The organism is Microlunatus sp. GCM10028923 (assembly GCF_042666975.1).
In the GTDB taxonomy this organism is placed as follows: Bacteria; Actinomycetota; Actinomycetes; order Propionibacteriales; family Propionibacteriaceae; genus Microlunatus.
The window spans coordinates 537859-555276 of sequence record NZ_JBHTFF010000002.1 but is presented as its reverse complement, the minus strand read 5'-3'; the positions used below and the strand labels follow the sequence as shown (position 1 = coordinate 555276).

General features: G+C 70.1%; 15 protein-coding genes and 1 tRNA gene. 8 read left to right on the top strand and 8 right to left on the bottom strand.

What is annotated here, in order from left to right; genetic code table 11:
• The first annotated feature begins 71 nt into the window (after nt 1-71).
• Nucleotides 72-917 carry an alpha/beta fold hydrolase gene (locus tag ACFQU4_RS06790; RefSeq protein WP_377488504.1) on the top strand — a complete coding sequence of 282 codons (846 nt, stop codon included), beginning with the start codon at nt 72-74 and terminating at the stop codon, nt 915-917.
• Nucleotides 918-991: 74 nt separating this feature from the next.
• Here the strand turns inward: ACFQU4_RS06790 and ACFQU4_RS06785 are convergent, their stop codons facing one another.
• Complete coding sequence (locus ACFQU4_RS06785) at nt 992-1174, bottom strand: hypothetical protein (RefSeq protein WP_377488501.1); 183 nt, start codon at nt 1172-1174, stop codon at nt 992-994.
• A 108-nt stretch (nt 1175-1282) separates the two neighbouring features.
• Nucleotides 1283-1358, bottom strand: a tRNA-Arg gene (locus tag ACFQU4_RS06780).
• Between the two features lie 175 nt (nt 1359-1533).
• On the opposite strand from ACFQU4_RS06780, the gene ACFQU4_RS06775 reads away from it, so the two are divergent.
• The 5 genes from ACFQU4_RS06775 to ACFQU4_RS06755 all read left to right on the top strand — a co-directional run bounded on the left by ACFQU4_RS06775 (nt 1534) and on the right by ACFQU4_RS06755 (nt 9078).
• Nucleotides 1534-4113, top strand: coding sequence for an esterase-like activity of phytase family protein (locus ACFQU4_RS06775; RefSeq protein ID WP_377488498.1), 2580 nt, complete (start codon nt 1534-1536; stop codon nt 4111-4113).
• Between the two features lie 45 nt (nt 4114-4158).
• Nucleotides 4159-5124 (top strand): threonine/serine dehydratase, encoded by a 966-nt coding sequence (locus ACFQU4_RS06770; RefSeq protein ID WP_377488495.1) that lies wholly within the window; start codon nt 4159-4161, stop codon nt 5122-5124.
• Between the two features lie 109 nt (nt 5125-5233).
• Nucleotides 5234-6007: a phytanoyl-CoA dioxygenase family protein gene (locus tag ACFQU4_RS06765; RefSeq protein ID WP_377488492.1), complete on the top strand. Its 774-nt coding sequence runs from the start codon at nt 5234-5236 to the stop codon at nt 6005-6007.
• Nucleotides 6008-6016: 9 nt separating this feature from the next.
• Nucleotides 6017-6928 (top strand): helix-turn-helix domain-containing protein, encoded by a 912-nt coding sequence (locus ACFQU4_RS06760; RefSeq protein ID WP_377488489.1) that lies wholly within the window; start codon nt 6017-6019, stop codon nt 6926-6928.
• Nucleotides 6929-7215: 287 nt separating this feature from the next.
• Nucleotides 7216-9078 carry a phosphoenolpyruvate carboxykinase (GTP) gene (locus ACFQU4_RS06755; RefSeq protein ID WP_377488486.1) on the top strand — a complete coding sequence of 621 codons (1863 nt, stop codon included), beginning with the start codon at nt 7216-7218 and terminating at the stop codon, nt 9076-9078.
• Between the two features lie 18 nt (nt 9079-9096).
• Here ACFQU4_RS06755 and ACFQU4_RS06750 read toward each other — a convergent pair whose 3' ends face one another.
• On the bottom strand, nt 9097-9987 hold the full coding sequence (locus ACFQU4_RS06750) for an LLM class flavin-dependent oxidoreductase (RefSeq protein WP_377488483.1): 891 nt from the start codon (nt 9985-9987) through the stop codon (nt 9097-9099).
• 123 nt (nt 9988-10110) lie between these two features.
• On the opposite strand from ACFQU4_RS06750, the gene ACFQU4_RS06745 reads away from it, so the two are divergent.
• Together ACFQU4_RS06745 and ACFQU4_RS06740 are read left to right on the top strand one after the other, a co-directional pair.
• Complete coding sequence (locus tag ACFQU4_RS06745; protein ID WP_377488480.1) at nt 10111-11220, top strand: DUF4185 domain-containing protein; 1110 nt, start codon at nt 10111-10113, stop codon at nt 11218-11220.
• A 103-nt stretch (nt 11221-11323) separates the two neighbouring features.
• The gene (locus ACFQU4_RS06740; protein WP_377488477.1) at nt 11324-12349 is read left to right on the top strand and encodes a DMT family transporter; all 1026 of its coding nucleotides are present in this window, start codon (nt 11324-11326) and stop codon (nt 12347-12349) included.
• An 81-nt stretch (nt 12350-12430) separates the two neighbouring features.
• On the opposite strand, the gene ACFQU4_RS06735 is transcribed toward ACFQU4_RS06740, so the two are convergent.
• The 5 genes from ACFQU4_RS06735 to ACFQU4_RS06715 form a co-directional block, all read right to left on the bottom strand.
• Nucleotides 12431-12619: a hypothetical protein gene (locus ACFQU4_RS06735; RefSeq protein ID WP_377488474.1), complete on the bottom strand. Its 189-nt coding sequence runs from the start codon at nt 12617-12619 to the stop codon at nt 12431-12433.
• Nucleotides 12620-12685: 66 nt separating this feature from the next.
• Nucleotides 12686-14005: an enolase C-terminal domain-like protein gene (locus tag ACFQU4_RS06730; protein ID WP_377488471.1), complete on the bottom strand. Its 1320-nt coding sequence runs from the start codon at nt 14003-14005 to the stop codon at nt 12686-12688.
• A 78-nt stretch (nt 14006-14083) separates the two neighbouring features.
• The gene (locus ACFQU4_RS06725; RefSeq protein ID WP_377488468.1) at nt 14084-15643 is read right to left on the bottom strand and encodes an amidohydrolase family protein; all 1560 of its coding nucleotides are present in this window, start codon (nt 15641-15643) and stop codon (nt 14084-14086) included.
• 22 nt (nt 15644-15665) lie between these two features.
• Nucleotides 15666-17000, bottom strand: coding sequence for an amino acid deaminase (locus ACFQU4_RS06720; protein ID WP_377488465.1), 1335 nt, complete (start codon nt 16998-17000; stop codon nt 15666-15668).
• Nucleotides 16978-17355, bottom strand: a complete 378-nt coding sequence (locus ACFQU4_RS06715; protein ID WP_377488462.1) for a RidA family protein — start codon at nt 17353-17355, stop codon at nt 16978-16980. The genes ACFQU4_RS06720 and ACFQU4_RS06715 overlap by 23 nt, the downstream gene beginning before the upstream one ends.
• Between the last annotated feature and the right edge of the window lie 63 nt (nt 17356-17418).

Genomic DNA, 17418 nt, shown 5'->3' with positions numbered 1-17418 from the left:
CGTCTTCACCGTTTCGCTGCCGATGCTTGGCCTCACCAGGTTGTCGGATTCTTCTCAGGCTAGGAGCAAAGGTGCCTTCTCTCGAACTGCCCTCCGGCACAGTGCGCTACGACGTCCACGGGCCCGAACAGCCGGCCGCCCCGCCAGTGGTCCTGGTGCACGGGCTGCTGAACGACGCCGCCATCTGGACCAAGGTCGCGGGACTACTGGCTGAGCAAGGCATCCGGTCGTACGCCCCGGACTGGCCCCTCGGATCCCACACGATTCCCCGCGACGCCGACGCCGACCAATCGCCCCGAGGGATCGCGCGCCTGATCGTGGAATTCATCGCCACCCTCGAACTGACCGACGTGACACTGGTCGGCAACGACACCGGCGGCGCCCTGTGCCAGTACGTGATCGATGAAGATCAGAGCCGCATCGCACGGCTGGTGATCAGCAACTGCGACGCCTTCGACGTCTTCCCACCCAAGGCCTTCGCGCGCCTGTTCGCCGCGATGCGCAGCGATCGACAGATCGCCCTCCTCGCCAGGCTCATGCGACTCCGGCCGCTGCGCCAGTCCGGCCTCGGCTTCGGACCGTTGGCCCACAACCTCCCGGCCGACCTGACCGCCCGGTGGATCCGCCCGCTCAACGAGAACCCAGGCAGCATTGCCGACCTGGCCAAGTTCGCCCGCGCGGTCGACCCCGCCGAACTGCTCGAGTTGTCCACCCGACTCCACCGCTTCGTCGGACCAGTGACCTTGGCCTGGGGCACCGACGACGAGGCCTTCACCCAGGAACTCGGCCGCCGCCTTCAGAAGGTATTCAGCAACGCCACCTTCGTACCGATACCCGGAGCGCGAACCCTCACACCCCTCGATGCGCCCGAAGAGCTAGCCAAACAGATCGCCGCCATCTCGACCCATCGCCCGTGACTTCGACCGGATGCGAGAGCGCCGGTTAGACCCTGAAGTTAAGTGGTCGAACTGCGTGGTTCCCGCGGGAGGTGCTACTTCTCTCCAGCGCGCCGCTTCAGCACCACCGTGATGGTGGCTCCAGCGAGGGCCACGACGATCGCGATCATCGCCCACACCGCTCGCGCGTCGGTCGCACCTGACACCAGCGCCAGAACCTGGGTCAGCAGGATCAAGCCCCAGGTGACGAAGAGGAGTACGAAGAGGGTTTTACTCATAGGACCGCAGTCTCCCCATTGTCAGCCGTAGCAGGACACGATGAGCCCGATGGACGAACTGTTCGGATGGTGGCCGATCGTACCGGCCTGGTCAGGTCCCGATTTGGGTGGCGCGCCCGGCAGGATTCGAACCTGCAACCTTCTGATCCGTAGTCAGATGCTCTATCCGTTGAGCCACGGGCGCTCGATCGTCGCGTACGACGGCCGACGCCTGAGTTTAGCGTCGGGGAGGCCGTGGCTCAAACCCGTTGCTGGTGGGCAACGTTTCGGTCATCTCCCGGACATCTGGCGGTACGGTCCCGCTGCGATGCTCCTCCGGCGCAGGGGGCGCAGCTGAGATCGCAGGGGGATCGTCGCCGATGAAGCATCGCAGGTTGTCCGGGAAGCTCGCAGCCGGCTTGCTGGTGGTGGCCCTCGCCGCCACCGGTACGGCAGCACCGGAGTTCGCGTCGGCGTCGGGTGAGGTGTCGTTCCAGCGGACGGCTACCTACCCGGTGTATCTCAACAACGGCGATGATCCGTCGGCCGAGACCGTCGCGGAGATCTCCGCCGTCAGCCAGGACGGGAACACGCTGATCTACACCGACGCGGCGGCGCGGCAGATCGGGTTCCTCGACCTCACCGATCCGCATGCACCGAAGGGCCTTGGCACCCTGTCACTGACCGAACTCGGCGATGCCGAGGACGAGCCGACGTCGGTCGCCGTGGTCGGCGAGTACGTCCTCGTCGTGGTCAACACCAGCGCGTCGTTCACCGAGCCGTCCGGTCGGCTGGACGTGATCAAGATCGCCGATCGCTCGCGGGTCCGCAGCATCGAGCTGCCCGGCCAGCCGGACTCGATCGCCATCGCGCCGGACGAGTCGACCGCGGCCATCGCGATCGAGAACGAGCGGGACGAGGACGCCGGCGACGGCGGACTGCCGCAACAACCGGCCGGCTTGATCAGCTTCCTCCGGCTGGCCCCGACCGGGCCGGCTCGCTGGTCGCTGCGGACGGTCGAGTTCGCCGATCAGCTGACCGGTGTCGCGGGGATTGACACCCCGGAGGATCCGGAGCCGGAGTACGTCGCGTACGCCCCCGACTCGGGGACCGTGGCGCTGACTCTCCAGGAGAACAACGGGATCGCGCTCTTCGATCCGCGCCGCGGGAAGTTGATCAAGGCGTTCACGGCCGGCACGGTGACGGTGTCCGGTGTCGACACCACGGAGGATGATCAGATCGATCCGACCGGGACGATCACCGACGTGCCGCGGGAGCCGGACGCGGTCGCCTGGGTCGATGATCATCATGTGGCGACGGCCAACGAGGGCGATTGGAAGGGCGGCAGCCGCGGCTGGACGATCTTCGATGTCCGGACCGGCAAGCCGGTCTGGGACGCGGGCAACAGCTACGAGCAGCTGGCGATCGCGAACGGGCTGTACCCGGAGCACCGGTCCGAGGACAAGGGTGCCGAGCCGGAGGGTCTCGCCGTCGCGGAGTTCGACGGAACCCGGTACGGGTTCGTCGCCGCCGAGCGGGCGAACTTCGTGGCCGTGTACGACCTCACCGACCCGACCGAGCCGGAGTACCTGCAGACGCTGCCGACCACCAACGGGCCGGAGGGCGTGCTGCCGATCCCCGGTCGCAACCTGCTGGCGGTGTCCAGCGAGACCGATGAGGCGGACGTACGGGTCCGTGCCAGCGTCAGCCTTTTCCAGCTGGGCCAGGGAAAGCCGGCCTTCCCGACCGTCCACTCGACGGGTGACCGGCCCATCCCGTGGGGTGCACTCGGCGCGCTGAGCCGGGACGTCGACGATCCGAGCCGCCTCTACACGGTGACCGACGCCGCGTACACGACCACCCGGATCCTCGGCATCGACGCCGCCGCACGCCCTGCGGTGATCGATTCCGAGCTGGTGATCACCAAGGACGGCAAGCCGTACCCGATCGACGCCGAAGGGATTGCCCAGCGCCCGGACGGCAGCTTCTGGATCGCCGCCGAGGGCAAGACCGGCCCGGAGAACGCGTTGATCAAGATCAGCGCGGACGGTGCGGTGCAGGAGGAGGTCCGGCTGCCCGGGGAGGTGGCCGCCAAGGTCAAGAGCCAGGGCTTCGAGGGTGTCGCAGCGCACACCGTCGACGGCCTCGAGCAGGTGTACGTCGCACTGCAACGCCACCTGGACGGCGACCCGGAGGACACGGCCCGGATCGGTCGCTACACCCCGTCCACCGGACAGTGGGCCTGGTACGGCTACCCGCTGGAGCGGACCAGCGCCGACGGCGACTGGATCGGGCTCAGCGAACTGACCCTGGTCGGTGATCATCGTCTGGCCCTGATCGAGCGGGACAAGCTGAACGGGCCGGACGCCGCGATCAAGCGCGTCACCGTGATCACCGTTCCGGACCAGCCGGCTGCCACCGGGCTCACCCCGCTGACCAAGGCGACGGCCGTCGACGTGCTGCCGCTGCTGCAGGCGACCAACGGCTGGACCCAGGAGAAGCTCGAAGGCCTGACGGTCGCCGGCGACGGTCAGGTGTACGCGATCACCGACAACGACGGTGTCGACGACGCGACCGGCGAGACGGTGTTCCTGCGGTTGGGCGACTCGGACGACGTCTTCGGTCCCGACCCGGCGCCGTCCGTCAGCCCCACCCCGTCGGCCGGCCCCACGCCCACGCCGTCGGACAGCCCAACGCCCTCGGACAGCCCGACCCCGACTCCGACCGCGTCGCCCAGCGAGCAGCCCGTACCCACCGTGACGCCGAGCCCCGGCACAGCGGAGCCGTCGCCCTCGGATGGGCCCAGCACGCCTCCGGCCGGCGGCAACCCGGGCGGGGACGGCGAACTGCCGGAGACCGGCGCGCCGATTCCGTTCCCGCTGCTGGCGGCGGCCCTCGCCCTGATCGGCGGCGGTGCGTCGATGATCATGATCAGGCGCCGGACAAGCCAGTCCCGCTGAGCCACAATCGTTCCCTGTCTCGGCCCGGCGGGTTAAGGTCCAGCGATGGATCTTGATCTTGACCGCATCGCCCGGGCAGCGCGCGACCTCGACCCGGTCTTCCGGAACAGCCCGCAGTTCGTCGAGGAGCAGCTGTCGGCCGCGCTCGGCCGGCCGGTGTTGATCAAGCTGGAGACCGCGAACCCGATCCGCAGCTTCAAGGGCCGCGGCGCGGACACGATGCTGGCCACGCTGCGGCCCGGTACGCCGGTCGTCTGCGCCTCCTCGGGCAACTTCGGGCAGGCCGTCGCGTACGCCGGCCGGAAGCGTGGCCTGCCGGTCGAGGTGTTCGTGCCGTACGACCTCAACCCGGACAAGCGGCGCCGGATGGAGAAGTTCGGCGCCCGGCTGACCCCGGCCGGTGCCGGCAGCGCCGAGGCGCGGCTCGCGGCCGCCGACCATGCGGCCGAGCGCCCGGGGACCGTCTTCATCGAGGACGGCCGGCAGCCGGAGATCGCGGAGGGCGCCGGGACCATCGGGGTCGAGCTGGCGGCCGCCGAGTTCGACACGATCGTGCTCCCGGTCGGCGACGGCGCGTTGATCACCGGCGTCGCCCGCTGGTTCAAGGAGCACCGGCCCGGCGTCCGGGTGGTCGGCGTCTGTGCCACCGGCAGCCCGGCGATGATCCGCAGCGTCGAGGCGGGCGCCCCGGTCACCGTTCCCGCCGAGACGATCGCCGACGGGATCGCCGTCAGCCGCCCGATCGAGGAGGCCGTCACCCGGGTTCGGGCGCTGGTCGACGAGTTCGTGCTGGTCGACGACGCCGCCCTGCTCGACGCGATGGCGCTGATCCTGCGCTGTGTCGGCGTGCTGCCCGAGCCGGCCGGTGCGGCCGGGATCGCAGCCCTGGCGACCGCGGCCATCGCCGGTGACCGGCCGGCCACGGTGATCACGGGAGCGAATCCGAGTCCCGAGGTCGCGGCGGCCGTCGCCGCACGACTCGGCCCGAGCCCGCCCCAGGCCGATTCCTGAGTTCGAACCGTGTCCGTCTCGCGAACATCAGCGTCCGGCCCACGTCTTCCCCGGCCGACTCCCCGGTTCCTACATTGGTGGACGTACGAAACCCGGACGAGGAGCTTCGATGACGACCCTGACCACCCCCACCCGCGATCTTGATCAACTGGCGGCCGACCATGCCCGGGACGGCTTCGTCCTGGTGAAAGGTCTGCTGAGCAAGGAGGAAGCGGCCGCCTATCGGGCCCGGAGCCACGATCTGATCGACCGGCTGAACCGCAACGACGACCCCACCTGGGCCTCGGCGGCCGATGTCGCGATGGGCCAGGCCACCAGCCTGCGCCACGTGCACGACGCCCAGTTCTACGACGCCGCCTTCGGCCGGCTGCTGCTCGACCCCCGGTTCACCGAGGTCGCGGGCGCAGTGCTCGGCACGCCGAACGTCCAGTTGCACCACACCAAGCTGTTCATCAAGCCGCCGGAGAACGGCTCGCCGTTCCCGCTGCACCAAGATCATCCGTTCTTCCCGCACAAGTACCACCGGGTCGGCGCGGCGATCTTCCACTTCGACGATGCGCCGGACGAGAAGGGTTGTGTCCGGGTGATCCCGGGCAGCCACACCTCCGGCCCGCGCGAGCACAGCGCCGAAGGCAGCTTCCACCTGACCGACGTTCCGTTCAGCGACGCCGTGCCGCAGCCGGCCGAGGCCGGGGACGTGCTGTTCTTCAGTTACCTGACGGTGCACGGCTCCGGCCTCAACACGTCGAACGAGGCCCGGACCACCTGGCTGGTCCAGTACCGGGATCCGGCTGATCCGCCGCTCACCGATCAGCACTCCGGCTCGCTGGGCCAGGGAATGATCTTGGCCGGGGTCGACCCGACCAACCGCAATCCGCAATGATCAGTCCTCGTGAGTCTTGACGACGTCGCCGGTTCGAGCAGCTTGGTGCGCCTGCACGGGCTGCTCGACCGGTGCGTCGTCGACACGTACGCCAGCGACTTCGTCAGCTGGGGTTTCTACGAGCCGCGCTACTGGCGCAACTACGCCCACACCCATTCGTTCTACGAGGTCTGCCTGGCCTACGCGGGCCGGGGCACCTTCACCATCGGCGGGGAGACCCACCGGGTCGAGACCGGCTCCGTCTTCATCGCCCGGCCCGGCCAGGTGCACGAGATCATTTCGCACCGCCGGGACGCGCTCGGCATCGCCTTCTGGGGCTTCACCCTGGCCCCCGGCCGCGGCTCGGCACCGTCGCGACCCGGCTGGTGGCGCGGCCTGCTCGACCCCGGCCGCCCCGTGCTGTCGTACCGGATCGGTCGGTTGCCGGCGACGATCCGGGCCCTGGCCGACGAGGCCGACCAGCCCCAGTCCGGCCAGGCCGGGATGCTCGCCGGCCTCGGCGCGACGCTGGTGATTGAGACCGCCCGGGCCTTCGCCGACGATGATGATCTTGCTCTGGCGGCCCGCCCGGTGGATCGGCGCTCGGTCACCGTCGCCACCATGGAGCGCTATCTGCTGGACAACCTGGCCCGGCCACTGCTGGTCCGCGACGTCGCGGCCGTGGTGCACCTGTCGGAGCGGCACGCGGAGCGGCTCTTCCAGAGCCAGACCGGGGAGCCGCTGATGGCGGCCCTGCGCCGGCTCCGGCTGGAGCGGGCCGCCCGGCTGCTGCTGGAGTCGACCGATCCGGTCACCGAGGTCGCGCGACGCTCCGGCTACCCAGAGGTACGGCCGTTCAGCACCGCGTTCCGACGCCAGTACGGGCAGCCGCCCACCCTGTTCCGGCGCACCGGCGGCACCTTCCACCTGCAGTCCCGCTGACCCGATCTCCTTCCGGTACGGCGCCCGGCCCGGCCGGCCTCGTACGGGCTGGCACGTTTCACTGGTCTGGTCGGCCGGATCGGCGTTCCCTCGAGTGGCCCGGCTCACGATCTGAGACCGTGATCGGCGTCACCACCCGAGCCAGAAATCCCTAGTCAGAAGCCATTCGGCGAGAATGTGAGCAGCCTCACCCCGAAGCAGGCGCTTTCCCAGAGTAATACCAGTGATGCCGGTGGGCTATGGTCAGTCCACCGCCCCAACTGGTCTCTTTTGAAGGGATGCCGCCCGTGACCGCTACCCTCGATCCCGCCCGCACCGCGCCGCTGACAGAGCCGGCGCCGACCACCCATACCGCGCTCCTCACCTGGGTCGCCGAAGTCGCCGAGCTGACCCGTCCCGACAAGATTCGCTGGTGCGACGGCTCTGCCGATGAGCGAGCGGAGCTGACCGATCAGCTGGTCGAGGCCGGCACCCTGACCAGGCTCGATCCGGCCGTCAAGCCGAACTCGTTCTACGCCAGGACCGATCCGGACGACGTCGCCCGGGTCGAGGACCGCACCTTCATCTGCAGCCAGGACGAGGCCGATGCCGGGCCGACCAACCACTGGATGGCGCCGGCCGAGATGAAGGCGATCATGACCGAGCTGTACCGCGGATCGATGCGGGGCCGGACCCTGTACGTGATCCCGTTCTGCATGGGCCCGCTCGACGCGGACCAGCCCATGTTCGGCGTCGAGATCACCGATTCCGCGTACGTCGCCGTCAGCATGATGATCATGACCCGGGCCGGGGCCGACGTGCTGGCCGCGATGACCGCCCGCGGCGACGCCGAGTTCGTACCCTGTCTGCATTCGGTGGGCGCACCGCTGGAGCCCGGCCAGCAGGACGTGCCGTGGCCGTGCAACACCACCAAGTACATCAGCCATTTCCCCGAGGAGCGGGCGATCTGGTCCTACGGTTCCGGCTACGGCGGCAACTCACTGCTCGGCAAGAAGTGTTACTCGCTACGGATCGCGAGCGCCATTGCCCGCGACGAGGGCTGGTTGGCCGAGCACATGTTGATCTTGAAGCTGACCTCACCGGAGGGGCGTTCGTACACGGTCGCCGCCGCGTTCCCGAGTGCCTGCGGCAAGACCAACCTGGCCATGATCAATCCGACCCTGCCGGGCTGGAAGGCCGAGATGATCGGCGACGACATCGCCTGGATGCGGTACGGGGACGACGGTCGGCTCTACGCCGTGAACCCGGAGTTCGGCCTGTTCGGCGTCGCGCCGGGCACCGGCTGGAAGACGAATCCGAATGCCATGCGGGCGATCGAGCGCGGCAACGCGATCTTCACCAACCTCGCCCTGACCGATCACGGCGACGTCTGGTGGGAGGGTCTGAGTGATCAGCCGCCGGCTCACCTGACCGACTGGCGGGGCCGCAGCTGGACCCCCGAGGACGGGCCCGAGGGCGGCCGCCCCGGCGAGCCGGCCGCGCACCCGAACAGCCGGTTCTGCTTCCCGATCGACCAGGTGCCGGTGCTGGCCGACGAGTACGACAGCCCGCAGGGTGTGCCGATCGACGCGATCCTGTTCGGCGGGCGGCGCCGGGACACCGTGCCGCTGGTCAGCCAGGCCCGGGACTGGCAGCACGGCGTCTTCCTCGGCGCCACGCTGTCCAGCGAGACGACTGCCGCCGCGACCGGGGCCGTCGGCGTCGTGCGGCGCGACCCGATGGCGATGCTGCCGTTCCTCGGCTACCACGTCGGCGACTACTTCCAGCACTGGCTGGAGCTGGGTGACCGGCACCCGAACGCCCAGTTGCCGCCGGTCTTCTACGTGAACTGGTTCCGTCGCGACGCGGACGGAAAGTTCCTCTGGCCCGGCTTCGGCGAGAACAGTCGCGTCCTGAAGTGGATCGTGGAGCGCCTCGAGGGCACGGCGGCGGCGACCGAGACGCCGATCGGCTTCGTGCCGACGGAGGACGGGATCGACCTGTCCGGCCTCGACCTCACCGAGGACACCGTGGCCGCCGCGGTCGCCTACCGGCCGGACGAGTGGCGGGCCGAGGTGCCGCTGATCGAGGAGTGGTTCGCGCGGCTCGGCGACCGGGTGCCGGTCGCTCTCCGTACCGAATTGGATCGGTTGGCGGCCGGACTCGGCTGAGTCCGTGGTCGAGCCGGGTCAGGCGTCGAGCAGGCGCTTGGCCTCGGCCAGCCGCTCCACCGAGCGCGGCGTACCGGGCCTCAGGCCGGCGATCACATGCTCGACGCCGAGGTCCCGGTAGCCGCGCAACGCCTCGGCGAGCTCCTCGACCGAGCCGCCGATGACCTTCGGGTTGGGCTCGCCGTCGTCGTGCTCCGGGTCGCGCACGGTGATGCCGACCGTCGTCGCCACCGCGCCGGCGGGCCGGCTCGACGCCTCGACGGCCTGGTGCAGGGTGTTCAGCTTCTCGGCCACCTCGGGATTCGGCGCCCCGTACCAGGCGGCGTTCCAGGCGTCCGCCCACTCGGCGGTCAGGCCCAGCATCTTCGGCCGGCCGCCCGCCACCAGGATCGGGATCCGGCGCTTCGGTGCCGGGACCAGCACTCCCTCGTTCGTGCTGTAGTACGTGCCGTCGAAGGTCACGGTCTCCTTGCGGAGCAGCCGCACCACGATCTCCAGCCATTCCGCGAACCGGCTGAAGCGATGGTCGGTCGGCAGGCCGAACGCCTCGTACTCGGGGTCGTGCCAGCCGGCGCCGACGCCGAGGATCAGCCGGCCGGCCGAGATCTCGTCCAGCGTCACCGCCATCTTCGCGGTCAGTCCGGGATCGCGGAACGAGGAGCAGAGCACCAGGTTGCCGAGTTCGACCCGCTCGGTGACCGCGGCGACCGCGGTGAGCAGGGTCAGCGCCTCGTGCATGCCGGACAGTTCGCCGTCCGGCGACCGGTGCAGGAAGTGATCGGCCAGCCAGACCGAGTCCAGTCCGGTCTGCTCGACGGCCTGGGCCACCGTCCGTACCTCGGTCCAGCTCGGCATCGTGCCGTCCGGCCCGTCGCTGCCACCGAACGGCAGCATCACACCGATCTTCATTTGTACGCCTCCCCGGCTGGATGACCTTCCGTCGACAAATCTACGGGCCCGAACTCTGGCGCGGTTCGGCGGGCTCGGGTTAGCGTGTAATCGATTTCAACGAGGATTGACGGAAGGAACATCATGCGGGCCTCCGAATCGAGAATCTCTCGCTCCACCCTGCTGCGCGGCACCGCCGGACTCGTCGCCGGTGGAGCCCTGGCCGGCGGGATCGCCGGGTCGGCCCGGGCCGAGCCGCAGCCGCTGGCGATGACCGTGACCAAGGTCGCCGACCTGACCGGGCCGGGCCTGACCACCGAATGGGAGATGGAGGCGACCGACCTCGGCATCCCGGTCCGGACGCCCGACGGCCGGAACCTGTTCGTCTTCGGCGACACCTTCGAGAAGACGATCGGCGACCCGAACTGGCGCTCGCCGGTCGGGCTCTACTCGACCACCACCGACCTGGCCGGCGGCGTGAAGTGGTCCGGCGCGGTCGGCGGCGACACGGCGCGGCAGTTCTGGGACTATCCGCACAACAATCCCGAGTTCTCCACCGTGCTGCCGTCCGACGTGATCACCATCGGCAACCGGATCTACCTGCACGCCATCGTCAACAAGGGCGGGATCGGCAACGTCGTCCGGAACGAGATCTGGTTCTCCGACGACAACGGGAACACCTGGCACGACACCGGCGCCCGGATCCCGGCGAACTTCGCCGGCGGGCTGGCCCAGCTGGTCGGTTGGGGCCTCGGCAACGACGACTTCGTCTACATCTATTCGACTGGGTTCCAGCGCGACAAGCCGCTCATCCTGCACCGGGTACGGACAGCGAACCTCGCCGACACCGCGGCCTGGGAGCCGTGGGGCTGGACCAGCGGCGGCGGCTGGCGCTGGGGCCAGCCGGCCACGCCGATCCTGGAGGGCAAGTTCGGCGAGCTGTCGTTCCGGCCGCTCGGCGGGAAATGGATCCTGACCTGGTTCAACGCCGGCGACTACCGGATGGACGGGCTGATCGCGGACACCCCGACCTCCAATCTGTACGAGGCGAAGCGGGCCACCTTCCTGCACGGGACCAGCTGGGGCAACGAGGACGACACCCACGTCGCGCAGCTGTACGGCGGCTACGTCATCCCCGGCTCGACGCTGGACGACCTGCACCTCTCGGTCAGCCAGTGGAACACCACGCCAGGTGCCGGCAACTGGCCGTACCGGGTGATGCAGTTCCGGGTGCAGGGCTTCGGCAGCTCTTGATCCGGGGACAGCGGGGAGATTCCCGCCGCGATGTCGCGGCCGGAACCTCCCCAATCCCGGTCGATCCGGAATCAGCAGCTGCCCGCGATGGTTGTATCGACACGTGCGTACGACAGTCGACCCCGGCCCGACCAGCTCGGCGACGCCGCCGATCCCGCAGCCGGTGACCTATTCACCGCTGGTCCGGGCGGCGACGATCCCGGCGCTGTTCGGCATCGGCACCCTGGTCTCCATCCAGTCCAAGATCAACAGCGAGCTGGCCGTCCAGCTCGGCACCGGGCTGCGCGCGGCCGCGTTGTCGGCGGTGATCAGCTTCGGCACCGGGCTGGTGCTGCTGACGGTCCTGGTCCTGGTCCATCCGGCCACCCGTCGCGGCCTGACCCGGATCTATCGCGGCATCGGCCGCGGCGAGGTGCCCTTCTGGCTCGTCCTCGGCGGCCTGGCCGGCGCCCTCTTCGTCGCCTCGCAGGGCCTGTCGGTCGGCATCCTCGGCGTGGCCCTCTTCATCGTCGCGTTCGTGGCCGGACAGTCGACCGCCGGTCTCGTGGTGGACCACCAAGGCCTCGGTCCGGGCGGTCGGCGGCCGGTCTCGCGCGGCCGGATGATCGGCGCCGGGCTCGCCGTCGTGGCGGTCGCCCTGTCGGCGATCGGCAGTAGCGTCTCCACGGTGGCCGGACTCGGCCTGCTGGTGGCGGTTCTGCCGCTGGTGGCCGGCATGGGCACCAGCGTCCAGCAGGCTCTGAACGGCCGGGTCGCCCTCCTCGCCGGGTCCTGGGCCACCACGTTCAACAACTTCGTGGTCGGGTTCACCGGCCTGGCGATCTACTTCGGCATCTCGCTGCTGGTGCCGGGCACCCTGCGCGGACTGCCGCCGACCTGGTGGCTGTACCTCGGCGGCTCGCTCGGCATCGTCTTCATCTGGGCCTCGTCGATACTGGTCCGGGTCCACGGCGTCCTGATCCTCGGCCTCGGCGCGATCGCCGGCCAGGTGGTTTCGGCGATCGTGATCGACCTGATCAGCGCCCCGGAGGAGCTGACCCTGTTGAGCTACCTCGCGGCCGCCGTGACCCTGGTCGGGGTGGCGATCGCCACCCTGCTCAAACCGCGCCGCGCCGCCGTCAGGGCGTGATCACGAAGTCGCCCTCGTCGACCGGCCGGTCAGGTACCGGGCCGTGGCACTTGCGCGCCTGGTCCTGGAACGCCGCACCGATCAGGTCCGGCCGGCCGTCCCGGATCGCGAGGCTGACCCGGTCGCCTGGACGCGGAAGTCGAACGTCGACGCCGGTTCCTCGATCCGGATTCCGGCGGTGCCGATCACCGCGGTCTCCGGCGGTACGGCAGCAGCGACACTCGGGATGGACGCGGCCAGCACGGCCGCCGTGATCAAGATCAGCTTCATCCGGCCGAGTCTGTCCCAGCCCGACCAGTCCCGGCTCCCCACCGCGGGGGAACCGGGCTCCCCCGGTCAGCGGGTGAAGGCGCCGCTCTCGAACAGTTCGGCCCAGCCGGGGCCGTCCGGGTAGGTCCACCGGGCGACGGACTCCTCGCGCATCTCGCCACCGGCACCCGGGGCGGCCGGCGCCAGGTAGTGCGCGCGCTCGACGACCACCGGGTCGACGAAGTGCTCGTGCAGATGATCAACGAATTCGATCACCCGGCCCTCCCGGTCCGCCGAGACCGCCGCGTAGTCGATCAAGGAGAAGTGCACCACCAGCTCGCACAGCCCGACGCCGCCGGCGTGCGGGCAGACCGGCACCCCGAACTTCGCGGCCAGCAACAGATTGGCCAGGTTCTCGTTCGGCCCGGCGAACCGGGTCGAGTCGATCTGCAGGATGTCGATCGCACCGGCCTGGAGCAGCTGCTTGACGATGATCCGGTTCTGTACGGCCTCGCCGGTGGCGATCTTGATCGGCGCCACCTCGCGCCGGATCCGGGCATGCCCGAGCACGTCGTCCGGCGAGGTCGGCTCCTCGATCCAGTGGATGTCGGGGTCGCCGATCGCCTTGATCCACGGGGCGGCCTCGTGCACCTCCCACTTCTGGTTGGCGTCGACCGCGATCTTGATGTCCGGACCGACAGCTTCCCGGGCCAGCTTCATCCGCCGTACGTCGTCCTCGACCGAACCGCCGACCTTGAGCTTGATCAACTCGAAGCCGTCGGCGACCGCCTCCTTGGCCAGCGAGACCATCTTGTCGTCGCTGTAGCCGAGCCAGCCGGCCGAGGTGGTGTACGCGGCGAACCCGGTCTGCTTCAGCTCGGCGATCCGCTCCGCCTTGCCCGGCTCGGCCCGGCGCAGGATCTCCAGCGCCTCGTCCTCGGTGATCGCGTCGCGCAGGTGCGAGAAGTCGACCGCGGCGACGAACTCCTCCGGAGTCAGGTTCGCGATCAGCTCCCACAGTGGCAGGCCGGCGCGGCGTGCCTTCAGGTCCCAGAGCGCGGTCAGCACGGCACCGACGGCCATGTGCGCCACGCCCTTCTCCGGACCGATCCAGCGGAACTGGGAGTCGTGGACCAGGGCCCTCGAGGTGGCTCCGAGGTCGTCCAGCAGGGACTCGACCTCGACGTCCGGCAGCAGCCCGACGGCGGACTCGATGGCGGCGACAACCACCTCGTTGCCCCGCCCGGCGGTGAAGACCAGCCCGTAGCCGGAGTCGCCGGCGTCGGTGGTCAGGGTCAGGTACGCGGCGGAGTAGTCAGGGTCGACGTTGACCGCGTCCGAGCCGTCAAGCTCGAGCGAGGTCGGGAACCGGACGTCCAGGACCCGACGGGAGGCGATGCGCGACATGATGTCCTTTCTCACGGCAATCGCCACAATACATCAGATCAATCCCGGATGGTTGATCGATTTCCCACGAAGCAGAGGTCAACCGCGGCGGATGCCCCGTCCGGACCGGATCCCGGTCAGCTGCCCGTCGGCCAGGACGCGTTCGCCGGCCACCCAGACGTCGTCGACCCCGTCGGCCGGCCGGCGCGGAGCCGGATAGGTCGCGTTGTCGCGGATCCGGGCCGGATCGAGCAGGAACAGGTCGGCGACCGCGCCGCGCCTGAGCTCGCCGCGCCGGCCGAGCCGGAACGCCCGTACCGGCAGGGTGCTGCTGTGCTCGGCCAACTGGGACCAGGTGAGGTCGCCGCGCTCCCGTACGAACACCTCCATCAGGCGGGCGAACGTGCCCCAGCCGCGCGGGTGGGTGCTGCGGCCGATGAAGATCCCGTCCGAACCGGTCAGCTGGGCCGGATGGGTGAGGATCCGGGCCAGGTCGTCGTCGCCGCGGTCGAACTGGGTGCGCATCACGACGCTCACCTCGAGATCGGCCGCGGCCAGCATCCGCAGCCCCAGGTCCATCGGCTCGGCCTCGGCCCGGCGGGCCGCCTCGGACAGCGTCAGGCCGTGCGCCCAGCCGTACTGCGGCGCCGCGATGTGGGCCAGCGCCAGCTTGTCCGCCCAGGTCGCGCCGAGGTGTTCCTTCGCCACCAGCCGGGGCAGCCAGGACTCGATCACCGCGGTCCGGCCGGCCGGCGTGGAGATCGCTGCGGTCGTCGCATCGAACCCCTCGGCCAGCAGTTCCGGCGGCAGCAGCACCATCCCGAGGACCGAACAGCCGCGCGAGTACGGATACCAGTCGAAGGTCAGATCAATTCTCGCCGCAGCCTCGTCGAGCAGTTCGAACATCAACTCCGGCCGGGCGTGGAAGTGGGACACGTGTCCGCGGGCCCCGCTCGTCTCGCAGATCTTGATCAACTCGGCGAGCCCGGCCGGGCTGTCCTCCTCGTACCCACGCAGGTGGCTGACGTACACACCGTCGGCCTCCGCGACCGGCCGACACAGCGACGCCAGTTCGTCCGCGTCGGCGAACAGGCCCGGGGTGTAGTCGAGCCCGGTCGACAGACCGAGCGCACCGGCCGCCATTCCCTGTGCCACCAGGTCCCGCATCGCGATCAACTCGTCCGGCGCCGGCCGGCCCGACCGCAGCCCCATCACCTGCTCACGGACCGTTCCGGCGGGCACCAGATAGCCGACGTTGATCGGCGTGGCCTGGTCGTAACCGGCCAGCAGAGCAGCGACCCCGCCGCCGCGGTAGGTCGGGTGAGCGCCGTTGATCGCCGCGAAGTAGCGGGTCGCGTAACTGCCGTCACCCGGGGCGTAGGACACACCATCCTGCCCGGCGATCACGGTCGTCACGCCCTGCCGCAGCAGGGCGAACGCCACCTCGTCGTCGAACACCCGCCCGTCAGCATGGGTGTGCCCGTCGACCAGGCCCGGCATGATCAACCGGCCGGAGCAGTCGACCTCATGATCATCCGGCCCGGACGGCACCTCGCCGACCAGCTCGATGGTGCCGTCGACGATCGCCAGATCGACCTCGGCGGAGCCCCCGTCGCTCACCACCCGGCCCCCACGCAGGACCGTACGCGTGGTCATCATGATCAGGCTCCCTTGCTCGGGGTCAGAAGTACGTCAGTACGGCATCGACCACCGACGGATCGTCCGCATCGTTGGAATCGACGACCCCGATCACCCGCCACTTGTCGAACGCCGTGCACGGGTGCGACAGGCCGAGCCGGACCAGGTCACCGACCGCCAGCTCGGAGTCCGCCGCAACGTCGACGTACCCGTGTTGATCATTGAGACTGATCACCGTCGTCGGCCCCGGTTCGATCCGGACCAGACCATGATCACCGCGCCGGCGGGCCTCCAGCACGATCGGCAGATCCTGGTCGAACGGCACGTCCCGGCGACCGGCGTCGATGATCACCCGGCCCGGTTCCGGCCGGGACAGCACGGTCGCCCAGGTGCTGATCGCCGGGATCAGCTCGGGTCCGGCCCCGCGGGTGCTCGGCGTCACCTCGGCATAGTGCAGGTCGTCGTGCACGGCGTACGCGCCGGACCTGATCACCAGGTCGACCTCCGGCCCGAGCCCGGCGAACGCCGCCGCGACCCGGTCGAAGTGGGCGCTGCCGCCGGCAGTGACCAGCACTCGGTCGTCCTGGTAGAGGTCCTTCAGCCCGCGGTGGATCTCGGCGACCTCGGCCAGGAACGCGTCCACGATGGCCAGCCCGTCGGCGTCGGCACCGATCCCCGGCACCGCCCCCTCGTAGCAGCTGATCCCGACCAGGCGCAGCCGGTCCGCGGCGACGGCGGCCTCGGCGACCTCCCGTACCGTCTCCGGATCACGGGCGCCGGCCCGGCCGCCGACTCCGCCGACCTCGACGCAGACGTCCAGCGGGCGGGTGCCCTGGCCGGCGAGTGCCTGCTGCATGCGCTGCACACCGGCCACCGAATCGACCCAGCAGACCAGCCCGAAGCTCGGGTCTCGGTCCAGCTCGGCGCCGATCCAGGCCAGCTCGGTCGGGTCGACGAGCTCGTTGGCGACGATCACGTCCGGCACCCCGACCGCCCGCGCGACCCGGAGCTGGAACGCGTTGGCGACCGTGATCGCGACGCAGCCGGCCCGCAGCTGGTCCAGCCAGAGACTCGGTGCCATCGTCGTCTTGCCGTGCGGCGCCAGCACCGCGCCGTGCTCGGCGCACCAGGCGTTCATCCCGGTGATGTTGGCCTGGGTCGCGGACCGGTCGATGATCATCAGGGGCGAACCGAGCGAGGACAGCGGGCGACCCGACGCGCGCAGGTCGCCGACCGTGATCCCGGCGCCGGCGAAGCCCTTGGCCCGCCAGTCCAGCACCACCTCGGCGTGCTCGGCGACTGTCTGCTCCAGCCCGGCCGTGCTGCCCGGTGTGCGACGGTCGGTCGCCGCGGACTCAGGCGCGGACGGCGACGACATCGATCTCGACCAGGATGTTCATCAGCTGCGACCCGACCGTGGTCCGCACCGGGTACGGCTCGACCAGCCGGCTCCGGTACACCTTGTCGTAGCCGGCGAAGTCGCGGTGCAACTCCTGCAGGTGGGTCGTCACCTTCACGACGTCGCCCCAGCCGAGACCGGCCGCGGCCAGGATCGCCTCGAGGTTGTCCAGCACCTGCGCGGTCTGCTCCTCGATCGTCTCGCCGACGACCTGTCCGGTCGCCGGGTCGATCGGGCCGAGCCCCGCGGTGTAGTAGAAGCCACCGGCGGCGATGCCCTGGGAGTAGCTGCCCCCGGGCTTGGGCGCCTGTTCCGTCTGGAATGCCTCACGCATGGGCAACACCGTAGTGCCCGGCTCCCCGGTCCGCCGCCCGCCCCGCGACTCCGTCCCGCGCTC